21 protein-coding genes and 1 pseudogene are annotated in these 19,263 nt (G+C 69.1%); 10 read left to right on the top strand and 12 right to left on the bottom strand.

Annotated elements, in window-relative coordinates:
- Positions 1 to 18: 18 nt before the first annotated feature.
- Positions 19 to 1,029 (top strand): general secretion pathway protein GspE, encoded by a 1,011-nt coding sequence (locus D7Y15_RS17335; RefSeq protein ID WP_121753279.1) that lies wholly within the window; start codon positions 19 to 21, stop codon positions 1,027 to 1,029.
- A 10-nt stretch (positions 1,030 to 1,039) separates the two neighbouring features.
- Here D7Y15_RS17335 and D7Y15_RS17330 read toward each other — a convergent pair whose 3' ends face one another.
- The 8 genes from D7Y15_RS17330 to rpmH form a co-directional block, all read right to left on the bottom strand.
- Positions 1,040 to 1,648 (bottom strand): Uma2 family endonuclease, encoded by a 609-nt coding sequence (locus tag D7Y15_RS17330; protein ID WP_120576125.1) that lies wholly within the window; start codon positions 1,646 to 1,648, stop codon positions 1,040 to 1,042.
- Between the two features lie 77 nt (positions 1,649 to 1,725).
- On the bottom strand, positions 1,726 to 3,084 hold the full coding sequence (mnmE, locus tag D7Y15_RS17325; protein ID WP_121753278.1) for a tRNA uridine-5-carboxymethylaminomethyl(34) synthesis GTPase MnmE: 1,359 nt from the start codon (positions 3,082 to 3,084) through the stop codon (positions 1,726 to 1,728).
- 56 nt (positions 3,085 to 3,140) lie between these two features.
- Positions 3,141 to 3,368 (bottom strand): hypothetical protein, encoded by a 228-nt coding sequence (locus D7Y15_RS17320; protein WP_120576126.1) that lies wholly within the window; start codon positions 3,366 to 3,368, stop codon positions 3,141 to 3,143.
- 46 nt (positions 3,369 to 3,414) lie between these two features.
- Positions 3,415 to 4,209, bottom strand: a complete 795-nt coding sequence (locus D7Y15_RS17315; protein WP_120576127.1) for a hypothetical protein — start codon at positions 4,207 to 4,209, stop codon at positions 3,415 to 3,417.
- Complete coding sequence (yidC, locus tag D7Y15_RS17310) at positions 4,206 to 6,029, bottom strand: membrane protein insertase YidC (protein WP_121753277.1); 1,824 nt, start codon at positions 6,027 to 6,029, stop codon at positions 4,206 to 4,208. The genes D7Y15_RS17315 and yidC overlap by 4 nt, the downstream gene beginning before the upstream one ends.
- Positions 6,030 to 6,083: 54 nt before the next feature.
- Entirely contained in the window at positions 6,084 to 6,302 is a 219-nt protein-coding gene (yidD, locus tag D7Y15_RS17305; protein ID WP_120576129.1) for a membrane protein insertion efficiency factor YidD, read from the bottom strand.
- Positions 6,299 to 6,718, bottom strand: a complete 420-nt coding sequence (gene rnpA / locus D7Y15_RS17300) for a ribonuclease P protein component (RefSeq protein WP_120576130.1) — start codon at positions 6,716 to 6,718, stop codon at positions 6,299 to 6,301. The genes yidD and rnpA overlap by 4 nt, the downstream gene beginning before the upstream one ends.
- Positions 6,719 to 6,733: 15 nt before the next feature.
- Entirely contained in the window at positions 6,734 to 6,886 is a 153-nt protein-coding gene (gene rpmH / locus D7Y15_RS17295; RefSeq protein WP_120526629.1) for a 50S ribosomal protein L34, read from the bottom strand.
- A gap of 601 nt (positions 6,887 to 7,487) precedes the next feature.
- Between rpmH and D7Y15_RS17290 the strand changes: the two genes are divergently transcribed.
- The 3 genes from D7Y15_RS17290 (at position 7,488) to D7Y15_RS17280 (ending at position 9,756) form a co-directional block, all read left to right on the top strand.
- Positions 7,488 to 8,084, top strand: coding sequence for a DUF6310 domain-containing protein (locus D7Y15_RS17290; protein WP_306465329.1), 597 nt, complete (start codon positions 7,488 to 7,490; stop codon positions 8,082 to 8,084).
- A complete protein-coding gene (locus D7Y15_RS17285) occupies positions 8,081 to 8,836 on the top strand; it encodes a DUF5953 family protein (protein WP_121753290.1) in 756 nt (251 codons plus the stop codon). The genes D7Y15_RS17290 and D7Y15_RS17285 overlap by 4 nt, the downstream gene beginning before the upstream one ends.
- A 182-nt stretch (positions 8,837 to 9,018) precedes the next feature.
- On the top strand, positions 9,019 to 9,756 hold the full coding sequence (locus tag D7Y15_RS17280) for a hypothetical protein (protein WP_148712796.1): 738 nt from the start codon (positions 9,019 to 9,021) through the stop codon (positions 9,754 to 9,756).
- A 30-nt stretch (positions 9,757 to 9,786) separates the two neighbouring features.
- Here D7Y15_RS17280 and D7Y15_RS17275 read toward each other — a convergent pair whose 3' ends face one another.
- Positions 9,787 to 10,122: a hypothetical protein gene (locus D7Y15_RS17275; RefSeq protein WP_126936227.1), complete on the bottom strand. Its 336-nt coding sequence runs from the start codon at positions 10,120 to 10,122 to the stop codon at positions 9,787 to 9,789.
- A gap of 330 nt (positions 10,123 to 10,452) precedes the next feature.
- On the opposite strand from D7Y15_RS17275, the gene dnaA reads away from it, so the two are divergent.
- Complete coding sequence (gene dnaA / locus D7Y15_RS17270) at positions 10,453 to 11,808, top strand: chromosomal replication initiator protein DnaA (protein WP_120576133.1); 1,356 nt, start codon at positions 10,453 to 10,455, stop codon at positions 11,806 to 11,808.
- A gap of 5 nt (positions 11,809 to 11,813) precedes the next feature.
- On the opposite strand, the gene D7Y15_RS17265 is transcribed toward dnaA, so the two are convergent.
- Positions 11,814 to 12,254: a CBS domain-containing protein gene (locus D7Y15_RS17265; RefSeq protein WP_120576160.1), complete on the bottom strand. Its 441-nt coding sequence runs from the start codon at positions 12,252 to 12,254 to the stop codon at positions 11,814 to 11,816.
- 184 nt (positions 12,255 to 12,438) lie between these two features.
- Between D7Y15_RS17265 and D7Y15_RS17260 the strand changes: the two genes are divergently transcribed.
- Both D7Y15_RS17260 and D7Y15_RS17255 read left to right on the top strand, forming a co-directional pair.
- A complete protein-coding gene (locus D7Y15_RS17260) occupies positions 12,439 to 13,251 on the top strand; it encodes a hypothetical protein (protein WP_121753273.1) in 813 nt (270 codons plus the stop codon).
- A gap of 10 nt (positions 13,252 to 13,261) precedes the next feature.
- On the top strand, positions 13,262 to 14,029 hold the full coding sequence (locus D7Y15_RS17255) for a hypothetical protein (RefSeq protein ID WP_148712795.1): 768 nt from the start codon (positions 13,262 to 13,264) through the stop codon (positions 14,027 to 14,029).
- Positions 14,030 to 14,038: 9 nt separating this feature from the next.
- Here D7Y15_RS17255 and D7Y15_RS17250 read toward each other — a convergent pair whose 3' ends face one another.
- Complete coding sequence (locus D7Y15_RS17250; RefSeq protein WP_121753271.1) at positions 14,039 to 14,860, bottom strand: DUF4190 domain-containing protein; 822 nt, start codon at positions 14,858 to 14,860, stop codon at positions 14,039 to 14,041.
- 132 nt (positions 14,861 to 14,992) lie between these two features.
- Between D7Y15_RS17250 and D7Y15_RS17245 the strand changes: the two genes are divergently transcribed.
- Entirely contained in the window at positions 14,993 to 16,399 is a 1,407-nt protein-coding gene (locus D7Y15_RS17245) for a pitrilysin family protein (protein ID WP_120576137.1), read from the top strand.
- Positions 16,400 to 16,401: 2 nt separating this feature from the next.
- Complete coding sequence (locus D7Y15_RS17240) at positions 16,402 to 17,898, top strand: pitrilysin family protein (RefSeq protein WP_121753270.1); 1,497 nt, start codon at positions 16,402 to 16,404, stop codon at positions 17,896 to 17,898.
- A 64-nt stretch (positions 17,899 to 17,962) separates the two neighbouring features.
- On the opposite strand, the gene D7Y15_RS17235 is transcribed toward D7Y15_RS17240, so the two are convergent.
- Positions 17,963 to 18,244: a hypothetical protein gene (locus tag D7Y15_RS17235; protein ID WP_120576139.1), complete on the bottom strand. Its 282-nt coding sequence runs from the start codon at positions 18,242 to 18,244 to the stop codon at positions 17,963 to 17,965.
- 457 nt (positions 18,245 to 18,701) lie between these two features.
- Between D7Y15_RS17235 and D7Y15_RS17230 the strand changes: the two are divergent.
- A pseudogene (locus D7Y15_RS17230) lies at positions 18,702 to 19,263 on the top strand (bifunctional aspartate kinase/homoserine dehydrogenase I); the annotation flags it as partial.

The following is a 19,263-nucleotide window of genomic DNA, read 5'->3' as shown; positions in this document are numbered from 1 at the left end:
GGGCCGGAGGAGAACGAGATGAAGAAGCGCCTGGGGGACATCCTGCTCGCGCGGGGTGTGGTGGATGCATTGCAGTTGCAGTCGGCGCTGGCGTACCAGCGCAAGTGGGGCGTGGCGTTGGGGCAGGTGGTGGTGGACCAGCGCTTCTGCACGGCGGAGGCGGTGCTGTCCGCGCTGGCGGCCCAGTCCGGCGTGGAGTCGGTGGACCTGGACGCCTGCCCGCTGGACGCGTCGCTCGCGAGGCTGATTCCGTGCAAGGTGGCGGAGGCCCACCGCGTGGTGCCGCTGCGGCTGGAAGGGCAGGGGCTCCGGGAGGTGCTGGTGGTGGCCCTGGCCGCGCCGGCGAGCCTGGCCACGCTGGACGTGGTGAAGAGCGTGTCCGGCAAGGCGAGGGTGGTGCCCCGGCTGGCCACGGACGCGGCGCTGGGACGGGCCATCGGGCGGCTGTACCGGGGTGAGCCGGCGACGCCGCAGCGCCGTCCCGGGATGGAGAGCTTCACCCTGCCGGAGTGGGAGGAGTCCATGCCCCTGGTGGTGGGCCAGTCCCTGGCGGAGCTGACGGACATGCTGGCGCCGGAGCCCGTCCGCGAACCCGTGCGGCAGGCGGACAGCGCGAACCTGCCCATGCTGGCGCCGCTGGAGTTCCCCTGGGCACCGGCGCCGAAGCCGCGCGTGACGGAGCGCGAGCAGGTGCTCGTGTACGGCTGGGGCGCGGACGCGGCGGCGGGCCTGGTGCAGGTGCTGAGCGGGGCGGGGTTCACGGTGAAGGTGGCGAGCACGGGGGACGTGTGCGCCGCGACCGAGGCGCAGGTGGTGGTGGCGCCGCTGCCCGCGATGGAGGTGCTGGCGCAGCGGCTGCGCGCGCAGGTGCTGGTGGCGGGCAAGGCGCCGGAGCGGGACCTGCCCCGCGCGCAGGCCGTGCATGCGCGGGGCTTCGTGGCGGCGCCGGTGGATCCGGATCTGCTGCTGCGCTCCGTGCGGCGGCTGTCGCGCGCCTCCGACGAAGCGCGCCTCAAGCACGCGAGCTGAAGCCGCGGCTTCAGGGCACCGCGACGAGCCGGGGCATCTCCTCCGGCGCGTCGGGGAGCCACAGCGAGCCGAGCTCCAGGGGGACGGAAGTAAAGGGCTCGGCGCGCACCAGGGCGTCGTCCTCGTGGCTCGCGGTGAGGAGCCAGCCGCGCTTGAGGCGCTGGTAGACCTCCAGCGTGCGCGCGACGGGATCCACCAGCCAGACGTAGGACACGCCGGCCCGCGCATACAGGGGCAGCTTGCGGGCCCGGTCCAGCGCGGTGGTGGCGGGGGTGAGGACCTCGCAGACCCAATCCGGCACCAGGGTGAAGAAGGCGGCGCCGGGCTCCGGCGGGGCGGCCACGCGCTCACGACGCCAGGCGGCCAGGTCGGGCACGAGGATGTCCTCGCCCAGGTGCAGCTCCGGCGCGCGCAGGAGGCACCAGCGGCCGTTGCCGCCACGGCGCGTATCCAGCCGCTCTCCCAGCTCCACGCCCATCATGAAGGCCGCGCGAGCGGGCGCCACGGAGAGGCGGGGCGAGGCCACCAACTCGCCATCGAGGATTTCCCCGACCCAGCCCGACGGAAGCGCCGAGAGCAGGGAGTGGGAGGTGGGTTGAAGGTGCTGAAGTGCCGTCATGAATCCTCGGGGAGCGCCGGTGAACGCGAGGCATTCTAGGGAGGGGTCTGACATGCGGACCGCCACCCCCGAAGGCGCTACTTCCCGATGCAGAAGCGCTGGAAAAGGGTGTCCAGAAGCGCTTCGGAAACGCTGGTTCCGGACACCTCGCCCAGGGCCTCCAGCGCGAGCCCCACCTCGCCGGAGAGGACCTCCAGGGTGGACACGCGTGACGCCGCTTCGGCACGGCCCAGCGCCTCGGCGGTGCGACGCAGGGCGTCCGAGTGACGCTCGGAGACCAACGCTACCGCGGAGGGAGTGCCACCGCCCCACAGCCGCGTGAGCACGGAGGTCCGGAGCGCCTCCACGCCCTCGCCCGTGAGGCCGCTGACGCGCGGCGGGGCAGGGGAGGGGAGGGCGGCGGAGCCGTGTTCCTCCCGAGCCCCCGGCATCACGTCGCACTTGCCGGTGACGGAGAGCACGGGCGTGGCGCCAGCCTCGCGCGTCCACGACGAGGCCTCGTCCCGCGAAGTCCCCGGAGGCAACACGAGCACGGCCAGGTCCACGGCCGCGAGCAGCTCCCGCGTGCGCGCGATGCCCAGGGCCTCCACGCGTCCGGGCGCCTCGCGCAGGCCAGCGGTGTCGTAGAGGGTGACGCCCAGGCCGTCCCATTCGACGCGAGCCTCCAGCGCGTCGCGGGTGGTGCCGGGCTCGTCGTCCACCAACGCGCGGGCCTCGCCCACCAGCCGGTTGAACAGCGTGGACTTGCCCGCGTTCACCGGGCCGTACAGCGCCACGCGAGCGCCCTGGCGCACCAGCCGTCCACGGCCCACCTCCGCGCGCAGCGCCTCCGCGGCGGAGCGCAACGCGGTGACGCGAGGGCCAGCTTCCGCGTCCGCGCCCTCCGCCTCTTCAGGGAAGTTGAGGACGCCTTCCAGGTCCGCGTGCAGCTCGCGCAGCGGCGTCTCCAGCGCGCGGATCCGCCCGGCCAACGCACCGGACAGACCGGCCGCCGCGGCGCGCACTGCCGCCTCCGAATCCGCGGCCACCAGGTCCGCGACCGCCTCCGCGCGGGTCAGGTCGATGCGGCCATTCAGGAACGCGCGCCGGGTGAATTCACCGGGAAGCGCCGGACGCACGCGCTCATCTTCCAGCGCCCGCGCGAGCAGCAGCCGCAAGAGGCGAGGACTGCCATGCGCCTGGAGCTCCACCACGTCCTCGCCGGTGAAGGACCGGGGCGCCTGGAAGTAGAGGAACAGTCCCTCATCCAGCACCGCGCCCGCCGCGTCCACGAACGACGCCAGGTACGCATGGCGCGGAGTGGGAGACGCGGGGACACCGGGCGCCAGCCTCCGCCCCACTTCCAGCGCGGCCGGTCCGGACACGCGGAGGATGCCCACGGCCCCCGCGACGGGTGCGGTGGCGAGCGCGACGATGGTGGAGGAGTCAGACGTCATGGAGGGCAGGGGAGCACCGGCGGACGGGCGCACGCATGACTCCCACCCTCGAGTCCCTACCGGACGCCCTGCGGCGGAGTGGAGCCGCGAGCGGCGCGCTCCACGACGTCGCGGTGCTCCTCGATGTACTTCTCCACCTCGGCGTCGTCGACCGCCAGGTCGCGCAGCACGCCCGGGTAGACGAAGCGGAACGCCGGGGACTCCTCGTCCCCTCGCAGGCGGAAGCTCATCTTCAGCACCGCCGCGCCGTACAGCTTGTCCTTCAAACCCTTCGACTTACCCATTCGCTCCTCTCGCGCCCGCCAGCGGCCCCGAAGCGGGCACACCTGCTCAGGCGTCGACGTCGTCCTCGTCGTCGTCCGGCAGCAGGCTCCGCTTGGGCATCGGGGCGGGCTTCGCCGGGGTGAACACCACGCGTCGGTTGCGGCCTTCGCCTTCCGCCGCCACCTTCACTCCACCCACTCCTTCTACTGCCTTCAGGACGCGCGCGCGGTCCTCAGTCTTCATCGCGGCGAACGCATAGAAGCGCCCCAGGCTGGCGGACTTCTCCGCGAGCTTGCGGACGGCCTCCCGGAACACCGGATCCTCTTCGACCTGCAGCGTGCGCTCGTCCGCCTCCGCGCTCTTCGCGGGGGCCTGTACCTGCTTCGCGGCCTGCTGCGCCGGCTGACCACCCCGGGCGTTGCGCTGCTGCGGCTGCGCGGCCGGAGCAGGCGCCGCGGCCCGGGCCGGCTGCTGCGCGGGAGTGGCGGCAGCCGCCTGCGCCACGGACGTGACCGGAGCGGCAGCGGCTGCCGGCTGCTGCGCCGCCGCCGCGTCACGGCGCGGCCGGGGCTCCGGGTGGGCGCCCGCGCCCAGCATCACCCAGCGGCGCTCCACGCCGGGGCGGTGGAGCATCTTGTTGAGCAGGAACTGAAGCGAATCCAGCACCTGGCTGCGCTTGCCCGGCTCCACGCCCGGAGGCGCGCCGGACTCGAAGTGGAGCGCCACGGACAGGCTGCCGTCGGTGGCGTCCTGCAGGTCCAGCCGCGCAGGGAACCCCATCAGTCCGAGGATGTCCGTGAGCAGCTTCTCCACCCGGGGGCGGAAGTCCCCGCCGCCCGCCACCACCTGTGCCCCGCTCACTTGCGTTTGCCTCCCCCGGCGGTGACGACCGCCGGCGTCCCGCCGCCCGTCTGGTTCTTCTTGTTGCGGTCCAGCCACTTGCGCAGGCCCCACTGCTGGCCGATGGAGAGCACGTTGTTCGTGAAGATGTAGAGCGACAGGCCGGCCGGGTACTGGAGCAGCGTGAAGGTGAAGATGATGGGCATCACCCAGGTCATCATCCGCGCCTGCGCCGCGTCCATCATCTGCGGCTGCATCTTCTGCGTGATGATCATCGACACGCCCAGCGCCAGCGGCAGGATGTACGTGGGGTCCTTGTAGGTGAGGTCACGCCAGATGGGGCCGAAGAAGGGCTCGCCGTAGATTTCGAAGCTGTTGCGCAGCGACGTGAACAGGGCAATCCACACCGGCATCTGGATGAGCAGCGGCAGACAGCCGCCCAGGGGGTTCACCTTCGCCTCCTGGTACAGCTTCATGATCTCCATGTTCTGGCGCTCTTTGTCGTCCGCGAACTTCTTGCGGATCTCCTCCATCTTCGGCTGCAGCACCTTCACCGCCTCCATGCTGACCATGGAGCGGTAGGTGAGCGGCAGCAGCACCAGCTTCACCACCACGGTGAGCAGGATGATGGCGACGCCCCAGTTCCCCACGATGCCGTGGAAGAACTTCATGACGGCCAGGAGGATCTTGCAGACCACCGCCCAGATGCCGAAGTCGACCGTGTCCTCCATCATGGGATGGAAGGTCGTGGTGGACAGGCCGGCCACCGAGCGCAGCTCCGCGCCGGGCACCAGGCGCAGCAGGTCCGGATCCTTGGGGCCCGCGTAGCCGCCGAAGCGGAACGTGGCCACCTGGCCGGGGGCCACGTTGAGCGGGAAGCCCGCCGACACTTCGCGCGCGGTGGGAGTGGCGGTCAGCGTGCAGTGGCCGTTGAGCGCGCCGTCCAGCGGGTAGAGCGCGGACAGGAAGTACTGCTGGTTGATGCCGAAGAAGGAGATGGGACCCTTCGTCTCCTCCGGCGGCTTGTCGCCCGGGGACAGGTTGTGGAGCTTGTCCTCCACCCAGCACGTGGAGCGGCTCAGGTTGCCCACGCCGCCGAAGAAGGACGGCGCGTGCTCGAACTCCGGATCGATGGCGCGGCCGTAGTGCACCTTGAGCTCGCCCGACTGCGCCTGGGCGGAGGTGTTGCGCACCTGGAGGGTGTAGGTGAACTCGAAGCCCTCGCGCGGCCACAGCACCGTCTTCGTCACCTCCCACGGACCCTGGCGGCCGGTGAACACCACGCTGCCGCCGTTGTCGGTGGGGCCCTCCTGCACGGCGTAGCGGGTGTTCGCCGCCAGCGGAGCAGCGCCCTCAATCGTCACCGCGAGCGGCAGGGGCTGGCCGGGGACCGGGTGCGCCACGTTCATCTGCGGCGGCGGGGGGATGTCCTTGCCGAAGAGCTTCTCGAAGCCCTCCTTGACGGTGAGCGACTGCTGCTCGCGCATCTTCGTGCCCTGGAGCACGGCGGAGGTGAGGCCGGCGCCCTCCGAGGAGAAGGTGTACTTCACCTCCGGGCGGGCGAACTCCGCGGTGCGCGCGGGGGGCGGCGGGACCTCCGCGTGGGTGCCCGCGTCCTCGCCTGCCGCACCCGGCGGCGGCACGGCGGCCATGCCCGGGGTGCCGGCGTCCAGCGTGGCGGCGACTTCAACGCCCGCGTCCGTCCCCTCCGCGCCCGGGGGCGGACCCTTGGGGGCGAAGAAGAAGGTGTAGGCGGCGGTGGCGGCGAAGGAGAGGGCGAGCGCCAGGAGCAGCCGCTTCTGTGAATCGTTGGACTGGGGCGACAGCGGGTCGTTCGTCATGGAGTTCCCTATGCCCCGGCGGCACGGCGCCGGAGGGCGGGCGGAAGCAAACCGTCAGGGGACGGGATCGAATCCACCGGGGTGGAATGGCTGGCAGCGCAGCAGGCGCCAGACGGTGAGGGCGCTGCCCTTGAACCCGCCGTGCTTCTCCAGCGCCTGCATGGCGTAGGTGGAGCACGAGGGATGGAACCGACACGCCTTCGGCAGCAGCGGCCCCAGGAACCGCCGGTAGAAGCGGATGGGCAGGGCGATGACGAAGGCGAGTGGACTCATGGGGCGGGCTCTTTAGGAGGCACGCGCGGTGCCGGAAAGAGCCGTTGCAGCTTACGGGTGACACCGTCGAACGCACGGGAAACTTGCGCGAAGGAGGCTTCCTTCGCCGAGGAGCGAACGACCAGGACTACGTCGAGACCGGGGGGCCATTGCCCGCGGTGCTTGCGAAACAGCTCGCGGAGCACTCTGCGCAGGCGTGCGCGCACCACCGCGTTGCCCACCTTGCTGGAAACGGTGAGGCCTACGCGGGAGTGCGCCCGGGAATTGCGTTGAACGAGGGCCAGGAGGCAGTCGGACGGAAGCTTCTGACCGCCCTCCTGGACTTCAAGAAACTCACGCCGCTGGAGCAGGCGAAAGGCCTTGGGGAAGCGCTCGTCGGTTGCCTGAGGCACCCGCGGCGCCGCTCCCTCGGCCATCGTCCGTGCGTCCAGTTACTTCTTGAACGACGACACCACCAGGCGCTTACGGCCCTTGGCGCGGCGGCGCTTGAGGACATCCCGGCCGCCCTTGGTGGCATTCCGCTTACGGAACCCGTGGGCGCGGTTGCGCCGGATCTTCGACGGCTGGTACGTGCGCTTGGACACAACGACTCCTGAGAGCTGAAGGCGGCACCTGGGAACTTCCGGCGCGACCCGTACAGTGGAAAGGGGGCGTCCGTAACCCTAATTCTTGGACAAGTCAATCAAGGATCACCTGCGCCGACCGAACAGCCCTGCGCCGGGTGGACTTGGCGATCATGTAGGAAAAGGGGGCAGGGGGCAAGGAAGAGGGTTTGGCTGAAGGACCCTGGGTCCGGCGTAGGGCGGGCCCGATCCAGGTCCTTCGCTGTTGACCCACGAGTGGTTGGCCGGTTGAACGGGCGTGGCCATGCGCCTCCCTGCCTGCATCCTGCTTTTGCTCCTAGCCTCGGCGTGCGCTCCCTCAACGCCCCTGAAGGCCCGCACGACCTCTTCCTTGAGAGTCGCCAACCTCCATAGGGCGTCAAAACTGCCCTGGAGTGATGAGGGACGATGCGTCGTCCAGGAGGCTTCTTCGCCTTGGTCCGTGGTGGTGGAGCGCTGCTTCGGAGCGCTGGACCATCACCGGATCCGGTTTCACGATCCGACGGGACGTTGCACGGTCGCCTCCGCTGGAGCTGCAACCCTGGGCCTTGGAGTTTGTGTCCTTGTCGCTCCTGAAATCGTCATGGGCGCAGTCATCATCACAGGGGTTGTCGTGGTGGGGGTCGCCATCAAAGAGGGACTGGACGCGTACGAGTTCCGCCAGCTCTATCCCGAGGAAGCTGGGGCCATGCGAGGAACGCAGGCCGTTCCCCGGGAGACCGTGGCGAAACGGAAGCCCAAGCTTGAACCCGACCCTGTCGGGAAGGACTGGCAGCCCCCGATACCTCCCGACGCCTTGGACCGGACGCGCCATCCCAGGTGCGAGCCCATTCCGGTCAAGCACCGGGGAGGAGACGACGCGCACAACCGGTGTGCCGACAGGATTCCACCGAATCGCTACCCCGGCCATGACGTGCTCGTGAACGGCAAGCACTTCGATGCGTTGCAATTCGGTGTGCGCGTGCTGTGGGAAATCAAGACCGACCAGTTCGACACGTACAGCGACTTCCTTCAAGCGCAGGTGGTCAGGGACCAGGTGGCCGAGCTGCTGGAGGAGCGAGACATCGCGGGGGCATGTGGCTACGCCTTCGTGGTGGGCGTGAGCAGCGAGGCGCATAAAGCCGCGCTGAAGGAGATTGCCGACGAGTTGGATATCGTCGTCACGGGGTGCGGACGATGACGACGCGCGACCGCCTCATCCTGAATGTCCATGCGCCGGCTCTAACGATGGACGACGGCCGTACGCTCGCTGTCGTTGAAGGCATGGAACGGGCGATGCCCGGCATGCGTCTGGCGTGGGAGATATCCAAGGAAGGAAAGCCCGTCGCGCTATCTCAGCGAGACGCGTGGCTCGCGGCCTCAGCAGCGCGAGGAGAGTTTCCACTCATCTGCAACGGAGACGAGGACTACCCCGTGACGATTTCCGGACTGCGCAGATCCGCCAGTTCGAGTCCGGGCAGACAACCTCAACTCCAGGTCCATGCGAAGCTGCCTCAGGACACAGCCGGCATCGCGGCGGCAGCGGATGTGCTGGAGCACGTCGCGGAGGGTATCCGCGCATATTGGGGGCTCCTGGCGCCGTCATCCGTGATGCAGGTCATCGCGGATCAAACAGGTCCGAAGCGACATGGACCTGAAAGGCCACCTCTCGGCCTGCCCGCCCTCAAGCTCCCAGAAGCGATTTCCGCTCCAGAGATTCCACGCCACCTGGGTTGGCTGAACTACTGGTCTGCCTCAGCCGCGATGGCCATCGGGTTCCCGGACCCTTCGCGTGACGCCGAGTTGCTGTCACGTGCCCGGCGCACGGCTACTGGCGGGTGGGTGGTCCGGCTCACGGATGCTCCGCTCGACCTGGGAAACCGCGCGCACCTGGCAGCACTTCTGTGGGCCTACGAGCGTTTTCCGGAAATAGGCGGACGGTCAGTGCCTTGATCACACGAAAGTGCCAGCCCACGCTCTGCACTCCTAATCCGCGTGTCAGACCTCCATGGCATACCCAAGGCGTAGGAACGAGAGATCGACTTCGTGCCATGCCTTCCTCTGGATCTTTGGGCGCCCAAATGTCACCACCCCCTCCAACATCGCCTTCACCCAGAATCCTTGATGAGCGGCTCATGCTCCTATTGGAGGCGCTCGCGCTGCTGCCGGATGTAAAGCCGCGCCTGGCAAAGCAGACCCTTGACGATTTCGACAACGACTTCTCCAACGAGCACTACAACGCCTACAGACGGAACGAACCATGGGCGCAGTCCTATGTCCGAGAGGATGGAACTCCTCTCCCCAAACCACCGGATCCCCGACGACGGGAACCCAGCCCGGGTTTGATCATCACACCCTCGGACCTGGAGGAGTGCTTCAAAAGCCGCGAGCGCAACCGGGTGACCCCTGCAGGTGCGATCCTGCTCATCCGAATGTATGAGGCGGGACTCTTCGAGCTGCGCAAGAAGCGGGCGAGCCCGGGTGACCCTGTGAAACTTCGGGCGTATGCCAACTCTCTTCCGGAGATCCTCGAAGCAATGCGCAAGGATGAAGAGGCCCGGCAAGCACGTGCCCTCTTGATCGATCAGCCAGAACGCATCACCGAGCAGGACTTCACATACAGCCTGCTCAACAGCGTATTCATCCGCCACCATGGTTTACAGGGCGGATCCATCCAAATGAGGATTGGGGGCCTGCTCGTGACCAAGAGCGTGTTCATCTATTGGAGTAACTCTGGGAAGAGTCACGACTCCGATGTCATCTTCTCGTGGGTTTCTGCTGATGGAACGGCCCAGAAGATTCAGAAGGAAAGCCTGTACGCCAACAATCGCCACAATGACCCTGACCGCAACTGGGGCCTGGGGCGGGAATGAGCCGACGCGTGCGGAGGCCGCAAGGGCCCTTCAGAACAACCGGCGCGGCACCCCGGATGTTTCGAACAGGAAGTCCCGGGACGCGGTGACCCGCTGACGCAGGCCCTCCAGGTCCACGTCCACCAGCGCCCCGCGCCACTTGCGGACTTGTCCGGCCACGATGACGGTGTCCACGTTGCTGCGCTCCATGAGCGTCACCACGCCGCCCTTCACCAGGTAGCGGCGGCCCGCCTTCCCCGTGTCCTGTGACATCGTCTCGCGCACGGGCACCGTCCCCCGTCGAAGACATCCCGCGCCCAGGAGCAGAGCCCCCGCGAACAGCGCGCTCCTGCGCGTCAGCCCCGCTCCACGATGCGGTTCACACATCCCGCCGCTCCCAGGCCTCGAGGGTTCCCTCCCATGCTGCCGGGAGCAGGGGAGGGCCACGGACGGACCTCCGCCATCCGTCCAGCGCAGGACGTCCCGGACACACCGGTGGATCCGTTCAGGTGGCTCCACGGACCACCTCGCACAACCCACCGGAACGGCTCGCGCTAGAGGCGAAAAAGCGGATCCACCGGGAGTGATCATCCCCACCCGCCAGGGCGCCCCGCTGATCCGTGCTACAGGCCGGTTCCTTGATCAGCCGGAGAGCGGGTGTTAGCACCGCCGAACGCCCGCGGGTTCCCTCGTTCCGCGCCGTCCCTGAGCCTCCAAGTGAACGCCCTCGCCCAAGCCCCTTCGCCTTCGCTTCCCAGTGCCGGCGTCATCTGGACCCGCACGCTGGAAGCCATCCGTCAGGAGGGGCTGCACTACGCCCTCACCTGGCTGGAGCGGATGCGCCCCATGGAGGTGCGCGAGAACGCCCTGGTCCTGGGCGTGCCGGACCGCTTCTTCCGCGACTGGGTGGATGACCACTACCGCGCCATGCTGGAGACGCACCTGGCCCGGCTGGAGCCGTCCCTGGGCCGCGTCGCCTATGAGGTCGTCGTCGGCATCCCGCCGTCCGCGGACCTGCCACCCACGCCCATCGTCAAGGTGAACTCGCTGCGGCCCGCGCGGCTCAACCCGCGCTTCACCTTCGACACCTACGTCGTCGCGGACAGCAACCAGCTCCCCGCCGCCGCCGCGCAGGCCGTGGCCCACCGGCCGGGCCACAACTACAACCCGCTCTACATCTACGGCGGCACCGGCCTGGGCAAGACCCACCTGCTCCAGGCGGTGGGCAATCACATCTGGGAGAAGGACCCCACCCAGCGCATCGTCTACCTCTCCAGCGAGCAGTTCACGAACGAGTACGTGGAGAGCGTGCGCGAGCACCGCATGACGGACTTCCGCCGGAAGTTCCGCGAAGAGTGCGACGTGCTGCTCATCGACGACATCCAGTTCCTGGGCAAGCGCGAGGAGACACAGAAGGAGTTCTTCTACACCTTCGAGACGCTCTTCGGCCTCAACAAGGCCATCGTGCTCACCAGCGACATGGTGCCCGCGGAAGTGCCCGGCATGGAGGACCGCCTGCGCAGCCGCTTCGCCATGGGCCTGATGGCGGACATCCGCGAGCCCTCCTACGAGACGCGCGTCGCCATCCTCCAGAAGAAGGCGGAGCAGGAGGGCCTCGACCTGCCGGACCCCGTGGCGCACTTCATCGCCAAGCACGTGCAGAAGAACGTGCGCGAACTGGAAGGCGCGCTCGTGAAGCTGTCCGCGATGCACAGCCTCACCAAGCAGCCGGTGACGGAGGAGTTCGCGTCCCAGGTGCTGCGCGACATCCTGCCCGCGCAGCGCGCCGTGGACGTGGACGCCATCCAGCGCGAGGTGGCCCGCTTCTACAAGGTGACGGTCGAAGCGCTGAAGGAGGACCGGCGCCACAAGGCGCTCGCGCACGCGCGCCAGGTGGCCATGTACCTGAGCCGCAAGCTGACGAAGAGCTCCTTCCCGGAGATCGCCTCGCGCTTCAACAAGGACCACTCCACCGTCATCTCCGCCGTGCGCAAGGTCGAAGGCCTGCGGGAGACGGACGCGGCCGTGCACCGCGACCTGTCGGAGCTGGAGACGAAGCTCGGCGGCATGTAGCCGTCTCAGGGTGCGGCCGGCTGTGACGGGGCGGACACCTCCTCGAGCGTCCTGCCGCTCTCCTGGTCGCTGAGCTCCGCCGAGACATCCCCCAGCGAGAGGATGCCCACCAACCGCTTCTCCCGGTTCAACACCAGGATGCGGCGGATCTGCGAAGCCCTCATCTTCTGGGCCGCCTGGGTGAGGTCGTCATCGTCGTAGACGAACTCCACGCCCCGGGTCATCGCCTGGGCCACCTGGGTGCGCTCGGCGTCCAGTCCCTGCGCCACCGCGCGGATGACGATGTCCCGGTCCGTGACGATACCCACCAGCTGGTCGCCATCACACACGGGGATGGGGCCCACGTTCAGCAGGCGCATCTTCTCCGCGGCGACCCTCAGGGAATCAGACGGGCGGACGACCTCCACGTCGGATGTCATTACGTCGCTCACTCGTTGCGTTGCCATGGCGTCTCTCCTGTGGGGTTCCTCCTTCAGCGTGGGCACCGGTCTGTCCGCTGGCATGCGCCACCCTCGCGGGTGTCTGTCCATTTCCCCGGGCTTCGGGCATGCTGAGGCTTCGTGGGCCCTCCGGGGTCCGCGCATCGGGACGCCCGGCCGGAGGCGCTCCCCCTCACGCGTTGCTTCCGACATGCCCTCCATCCCCTGGTTGCGTGCCTCCGGCCTTGCTGTCGCCGTGCTGTGTCTGTCTGCCTGTGACAGCGACTCGGACACCACCGAGCTGCGCTTCGGCATCAACCCGTCGACCTACATGCGTCCGCTGACGGCGGAGGCCTCGCCGTCCCGGCGGATGACGATGGACGCCCCGCTCGCGTCGCCCACCTTCTCCTCGAACGACGGTCTCAAGTTCACGGTCGAGTCCGCCAACGCCACGCTGTTCGACGTGCGTCTGGAATTGCCGTCCGGGCGCGAGTGCTCGGACTACGAGGACCCGCTGGCCCCGTTGATGACCTGCACCGACGCGGCGGAGGGACAGCCCGGGACGTTGAGCGTACGGGAGCCCCTCGACGTGAATTGGCTGAGCGCCACGATCATCCCGGACTGGACGCTCCGTATCCCCCAGGGAACCTATTCCCGCATCGAGGCCCGCCTGGGTCAGAACGCGCCCTCGCTCCCCAGCTTCAGCATGGCCGCGAGCTTCACCTGGGAGGACCAGCGCCATGTCCTGACAGTGGCCTTCCCGTCCACCGCGGCCCTGCGCTTCGAGCCGCGGCATCCCTTTGACCTCAGCGACGCCGAAAACCCCGTCGTGGTGGGCAGCCTGGACCTGACCACGTGGCTCGACGGCGTCCCCGTGGCGAGCTGTCTGGCGTTGGGAGACCTGACCCTGGACGGCACCACGCTGCGCCTGGAGAGCGGGACGGGTGCGTGCGCGGGCGCCGCCGAGCGCGTGAAACAGAACATCGAAGCCAGCACCCGGATGTACCTCGCTTCCCACCGGTGAACCCATGTCCATGACCTCACGTTGGCTGTGTCTGTCTTTGATGTCCCTGGGGCTGTCCGGCTGCGGTGACAGCCATCCCCGGCTGTACTTCGCGCTCAATCACTCGTTCCTCCAGGGGAGCTCCCTGGCGGTCCCGGCCTCGGGAGTCCGGGCGATGACGGACCCGCCCTCGCTCCGCGACATCAAGTCGGGTGACGGATCGGCCTTCCAGCTGGAGTTCGCCACCGCCGACATTGCGGACATCCGTCTGGAATTGGGGGGAGGACTGCGTTGCGAGGACGTGGAGGACGAGCTCCCGGAGGGCACCGGGTGCGTCCAGTCGGGAGATGCCCCGGGCACGGTCACGCTCGCGGGTCCGTTCTCCATCGACCTGGGGACTGGGGAGCCCTGGAATGACGTGAAAGGACCGCGGGTGCCCCCCGGCATCTACCGGCGGGTGGACTTCGTGCTGGGGAAGAACGGTTTGAATGCCCACACCCGCCTGACCCAGGACTCGCGGGGCTGGGACATGAACCTCACCTTGCCCGAGGGCACGGCGCTGGGCTTCGAGACCGCCTACGACCTCACGCTGGAGGAGGGGGGTTCCCTGCGCGTGATGTTCAACCAGGATGCCTGGCTCAAGGAGCTGCCGCTGGGGACGTGCTTCCAGAGCGGAGAGCTGCCCCGGACGGACTCAGAGCTGCGCCTGGACGAAGCGCGCGGCGAGTGCCAGGGCGCCGGGGACCGGGTGCGCGACACCATCCGCACCCGGATCTCGCTGCAGTCCCGCACCTTCTGACCGCCGCGGTCAGGAGTGGATCAGGTCCGCCAACCACGGCAGCAGGACGAGCCACCACAGCAGCGGACTGACCAGCCCCAGGACCAGGCCCGTAATGGCCTGGCCCTGGCGGCCAATGGGCGGGGTCGCCGCCGGGTCCACGCGTGTCAGCGCCACCGCGCCGCAAATCACCGCGATGGGTGAGAGCAGGGGCATCAGCACCGAGCCGAAGCCGAACCGCAGCGCCTGATGCGCCATCGGGTTGTTGAAGCGCTGGTCCCAGAGAAACTTCAGCGCCCCGGGCGACACCGGCAGCCGGAAGAAGAGCTGGTTGCGCACGTCCCGGTGGATGCGCAGCCCGGTGAGCACCCCGGGGATGGCGCACAGGAAGTAGAAGAAGCGCCCATCCCGGTTCATGGCATCCGCCGCCACGGCCATCACCAACGGCGTGACCAGCATGGCGTGCCGCGCCCAGCGCTGGCCCAGGAAGAAGGCCACGCCCACCGGAACGGGCAACAGCAGCAACAGCGTGAACAACGACGACTTCGTCGCGCGCAGCCCCCACTGCGCCAGCGCGGCGGCGGTGGCCACGCAGAGCAGCAGCGTCACGCCTCCCACCACCCACGCCCAGTCATCGCGCCGGCCCCAATAGCGCTGGCGCAGGGCCTCCAGGTAGTTCACGTCCGGGCGCGCCGCGCAGGCCGTGCAATACAACCGCGCGCCCAGGCCCGCCACGGACGTGGCGCAGTCCGCGCAGAAGAAGCTCCCGCAGCGGGAACAGGTGCCGCCCGCGGGCAGGTCCGGGTGGACCGCGCAGCGGCCCTGCTGGGAGAGGGGCACCTCCGGGCTCATGGCCGCAGTGTCGCACGGCGAGCAACACCCGGCACCCCCGGGCCCACCCCGTCTCCTTCCGGCTTACAGGCCCCGGGGCGCGTGCTAAGCGCGCGAGAGAACGTCCTGAACCGTGGAGGAACCTTGTCCCGATTGAAGGCCCTCGCCGCAGCGGCCCTGTTCGTGGGGCTTCCGGCGCTCGCTCAGACCCCCGAGGCGAAGCCGCTGGAGCCCGGCCGCGAAAACCTGGCCATCCCGTATGAGAAGTACACGCTGCCCAACGGCATGGAGGTCATCTTCTCCGTGGACCGCAAGCTGCCCGTGGTGGCCGTCAACATCTGGTACCACGTGGGCGCCTACGACGAGCAGCCGGGCCGCACCGGGTTCGCGCACCTCTTCGAGCACATGATGTTCCAGGGCTCCAAGCACGTGCCGGACGACGTGCACATCGGCCTGCTGGAGCAGGCGGGCGCCACGGACCTCAACGGCACCACCAGCTTCGACCGCACCAACTACTACGAGACCGTGCCCAGCAACCTGCTGGAGACGGCCCTGTGGTTGGAGAGCGACCGCATGGGCTTCCTGCTGGACGCGCTCACGCAGAAGAAGCTCGATACGCAGAAGGAGGTCGTGAAGAACGAGCGCCGCCAGAGCGTGGAGACGGCCCCCTACGGCGAGGCGCAGGAGAAGGCGTGGCAGGCGCTGTTCCCCGCGCCGCACCCGTACTCCGGCAACGTGATTGGATCCATGAAGGACCTGGACGCGGCCACGGTGGATGACGTGAAGGGGTTCTTCCGCAAGTGGTACGCGCCCTCCAACGCGACGCTCGCCATCGTGGGCGACTTCGACCCCGCGAAGGCCAAGGCGCTGGTGGAGAAGTACTTCGGCACGCTGACCTCTGGACCCAGGCCCCAGCGTCCGGACGTGAAGCCGGTGAAGGTCACGCGTGAGACGGTCATCCGCCACGACGAGAAGGTGGCCACGCTGCCCCTGCTCACCATGTCCTGGCTCACCGCCCCGTACCTGAAGCCCGGGGACGCGACGGCGGACGTGCTCGCCACCGCGCTGGGCACGGGCCGCGCGAGCCGCCTGTACCGCCGGCTGGTGCTGGACAAGCAGCTGGCGCAGAGCGTGGACGCCGTGCAGCAGAGCCAGGGCGCGCAGTCCGTCTTCTCCATCGAGGCGGTGGCCCGGCCCGGCGTCACCACGGACACGCTGAAGAAGGAGATCGACGCGGTGCTGGACGAGGTCCGCAAGGACGGCGTCACGCAGGAGGAGATTGTCCGCGCGCGCACCCGCTATGACACGCGCCAACTGGCGGGTCTGCAGGCGGTGGGCGGATCCGGCAGCAAGTCCGACACGCTCCAGAGCTACAACCAGTTCGTGGGCGAGCCCAGCTACGTCGCGCAGGACCTGGCGCGCTACCAGGACGTCACGCCCGACGCGGTGAAGCAGTTCGCCAACGACGTGCTGCGCCCGGACGCGCGCGTCGTGCTCCACGCGGTGCCGTCCGCCGACAAGGCCGCGCCGTCTTCCGCCCCGGGCAAGGAGGCCCGCTAGTCATGCACCGCCGAATCCTCACTGCCCTCCTCACGCTGTCCGTCGCCGGCTGCGCCACCACGAAGCCCGCGGAGACGCCTCCCACCGAGACGCCTCCCACGGCGCAGCAATCCCAGACACCCGCTCCGGACGCGGAGGCGTTCCGCGACCAGCAGCCCAAGCCCGGAAAGCCGCCGGAGCTGGTGCTGCCCACGTTCGAGCAGGCGAAGCTGGACAACGGCCTCACCGTCATCGTCAGCACGCGCAAGGAATTGCCGCTGGTGTTCGTGGGCATCGCCTTCGCCGCGGGCGGGTCGCAGGAGCCCGCCGCGAAGCTGGGCATCGCGGACCTGTCCTACCGCATGCTGCTGGAGGGCGCGGGCAAGCGCGACACGGTGGCGCTGGACAACGCGTTCGCGGACCTGGGCGTGTCGCCCGCGCTGTCGGTGGACCCGGACGGCGCCTTCGTGGGCGCGCGCGTGCTCACGACCAACGTGGACGCGGCGATGAGCCTGCTGTCGGACGTCGTCCTGCGGCCCACCTTCGACGCGAAGGCCTTCGAGCGCCGCAAGAAGCAGCAGTTGGGCGAGCTGGTGCGCCGCATGGGCGACCCGAACTTCCTGGCGCAGCAGGCCTACTACCAGGCCGTGTTCGGCGCGGACCACCCGTATGGCCACACGTCCGGCGGTACGCCGAAGACGGTGGAGTCGCTCACGCTGGCGGACGCGAAGAACTTCTACACGAAGAACACCGGCCCTCGCGCCGCCGCGCTCATCATGACCGGCGACGTGACGCTCCAGCAGGCAGTGGAGTGGGGGAAGAAGTACTTCGGCGGGTGGAAGGGCGGGGCCGTGGCTCCCAAGCCGCCGCCCGCGCCGCCCGCGCCGCCGCGTCAACTGGTGCGCGTGGTGCCCAAGCCGGGCCTGGAGCAGACGGTGGTGCTGGTGGGCCGTCCTGGCCTCGCCACGGGCCACCCGGACGAGTTCCCGCTGGAGCTGGCCACCACGGTGTTCGGCGGCTTCTTCGGCAGCCGGCTCAACATGAACATCCGCGAGGACAAGGGCTACAGCTACGGCGCCAACGCGCACCTGGGCACGCGCCTGGGCGTGGGACCGCTCACCGCGTACGCGGCCGTGCGGAAGGACGTGACGGGTCCGGCCCTCAACGAGTTCATCAAGGAGCTGGCCGGCATCAAGTCCAACCCCATCACGGAGAAGGAGCTGGCCGCGGCGCGCGAAGGCCTCATCCGCGCGTTCCCGGGCGCCTTCGAGACGGTGGAGGGCCTGGGTGTCAGCGCCGCGAATCTCTACTTCCACCGCCGGCCGATGGATGAGTTCAAGCGCACCGTGGAGGGACTGGAGAAGGCCAGCGCCGCGGAGGTGCAGCGCGTGGCCGAGTCCTACCTGGACCCGGCCAACATGCAGGTGGTGCTCGTGGGCGACCCGCTGGTCATCCAGGAGCAGGTGACGCCGCTCAACCTGGGCAAGCTCACGCTGGAAGAGACGCCGGCGTCCAAGTAGCGCAGCGCTTCACTTCGAGATGTTGAAGCCGGGGTCCCGACGTGGGTGTCGGGGCCCCGGTTTTTCATTCCCGGGTGGGCTCGTTCTCTTCCTGGCGGGCTTCGGCCCTGAGGCGGCCGCGCTCCTCGCGCTCCTCGTCGTCGACGTCATCGAGGACGCTCTGGGGGTTGTTGCGATCCCCGCCGACGGGGGCGTCGCTGTCGAAGGCGAACTTCTGCTCCTCGGTGGAGTGCTTGGCGTCGTCCGCGTACAGGGGCTTGGTGTCGTCCGCCTCCAGCCCCCGCTCCACGCGGTCCTTGGCGAAGCCGGGCTTGTGGGCGGTGTCGCTCTTCTTGCGGGTGGCCATGGGTTGCTCCTGAAGGGGGTGGGACAGCTCACACACGCTCAATGTCGGCAGCCCTGGCCGCATGCACCACGGTGGGAGCCCTGGGGCGGGGGGCTGGTCGCCTGCCCCCTGACCTTGGCGCGCGGAAGCGGCTAGGATGGGGACTCCATGGTTGGACGCAGCGGGAACAGCCAGCGGCACGAGGGGACGACGTCCTCCGTGGGCGCGCGCGTCCAGACCGTGATGACCGAGACTTGCACTCGCACCGGCCTGACTCCTCGCGGAGCGCGGACCGCCTGACTTCCGAAGTGGACCTCCTGAAGGTCCCTCCTTCCGAACCCGGCCCCGCGCTCCTCCCGAGCGCGGGGCTTTTTCGTTGCCCCATCTGCCAGTCGTCACCCCCGAGGACCCGCATGACGCCGCTTCCGATGTGCCGCCCCAGCCACCGAGTCCCGTCGTTCCGGAAGGAGTCCGTGTCATGCGCGTGATGAAATTCGGTGGCACCAGTGTCGGAGATGCGGAACGGATGCGCGGAGTGGTGGCGCTGGTGGAGGAGGCGCGCAAGGCCGAGCGGGTGATGGTGGTGGCGTCCGCGGTGTCGGGCATCACGAATCTCTTGGTGGAGGCGGCGAAGGTGGCGCAGGAGGGCGAGTCCGTGCAGGAGGCCTGCGCCCGGTTCGACGACACGCACTCCGCCATCGCGAAGGTGCTGAGCGTGGACCTGAAGCCCGCGCAGACGCGGCCCCTGGCGGAGGGGCTGGTTGCGCTTGGCGTCGAGCTGCGAGGGCTGCTGCAGGGCGTGGGGTTGCTGCGGGAGTGCTCGCCATCGGTGCTGGCGCACCTGTCGGGGCTGGGGGAGCGGGCGTCGTGTCTGCTGCTCGCGGCGCTGCTGGAGGCACGGGGCCTGGAGCCCGTGAGCGTGGACCCGAGGCAGGCGCTGGTGTGTTCGGGAGACCCGCTGCAGGCGACGCCCCGGGTGGAGGAGATTCGCGCGAGGTTCGCGACGTTGCGCGAGGGCGGGCCGGGGCTGATGTTGATGC

This window comes from Corallococcus sp. AB030, from assembly GCF_003668965.1.
GTDB classification, from domain to species: Bacteria; Myxococcota; Myxococcia; order Myxococcales; family Myxococcaceae; genus Corallococcus; species Corallococcus exiguus.
Note: the sequence above shows the minus strand (reverse complement) of the source record. Positions and strands in the feature narration are given on the sequence as shown.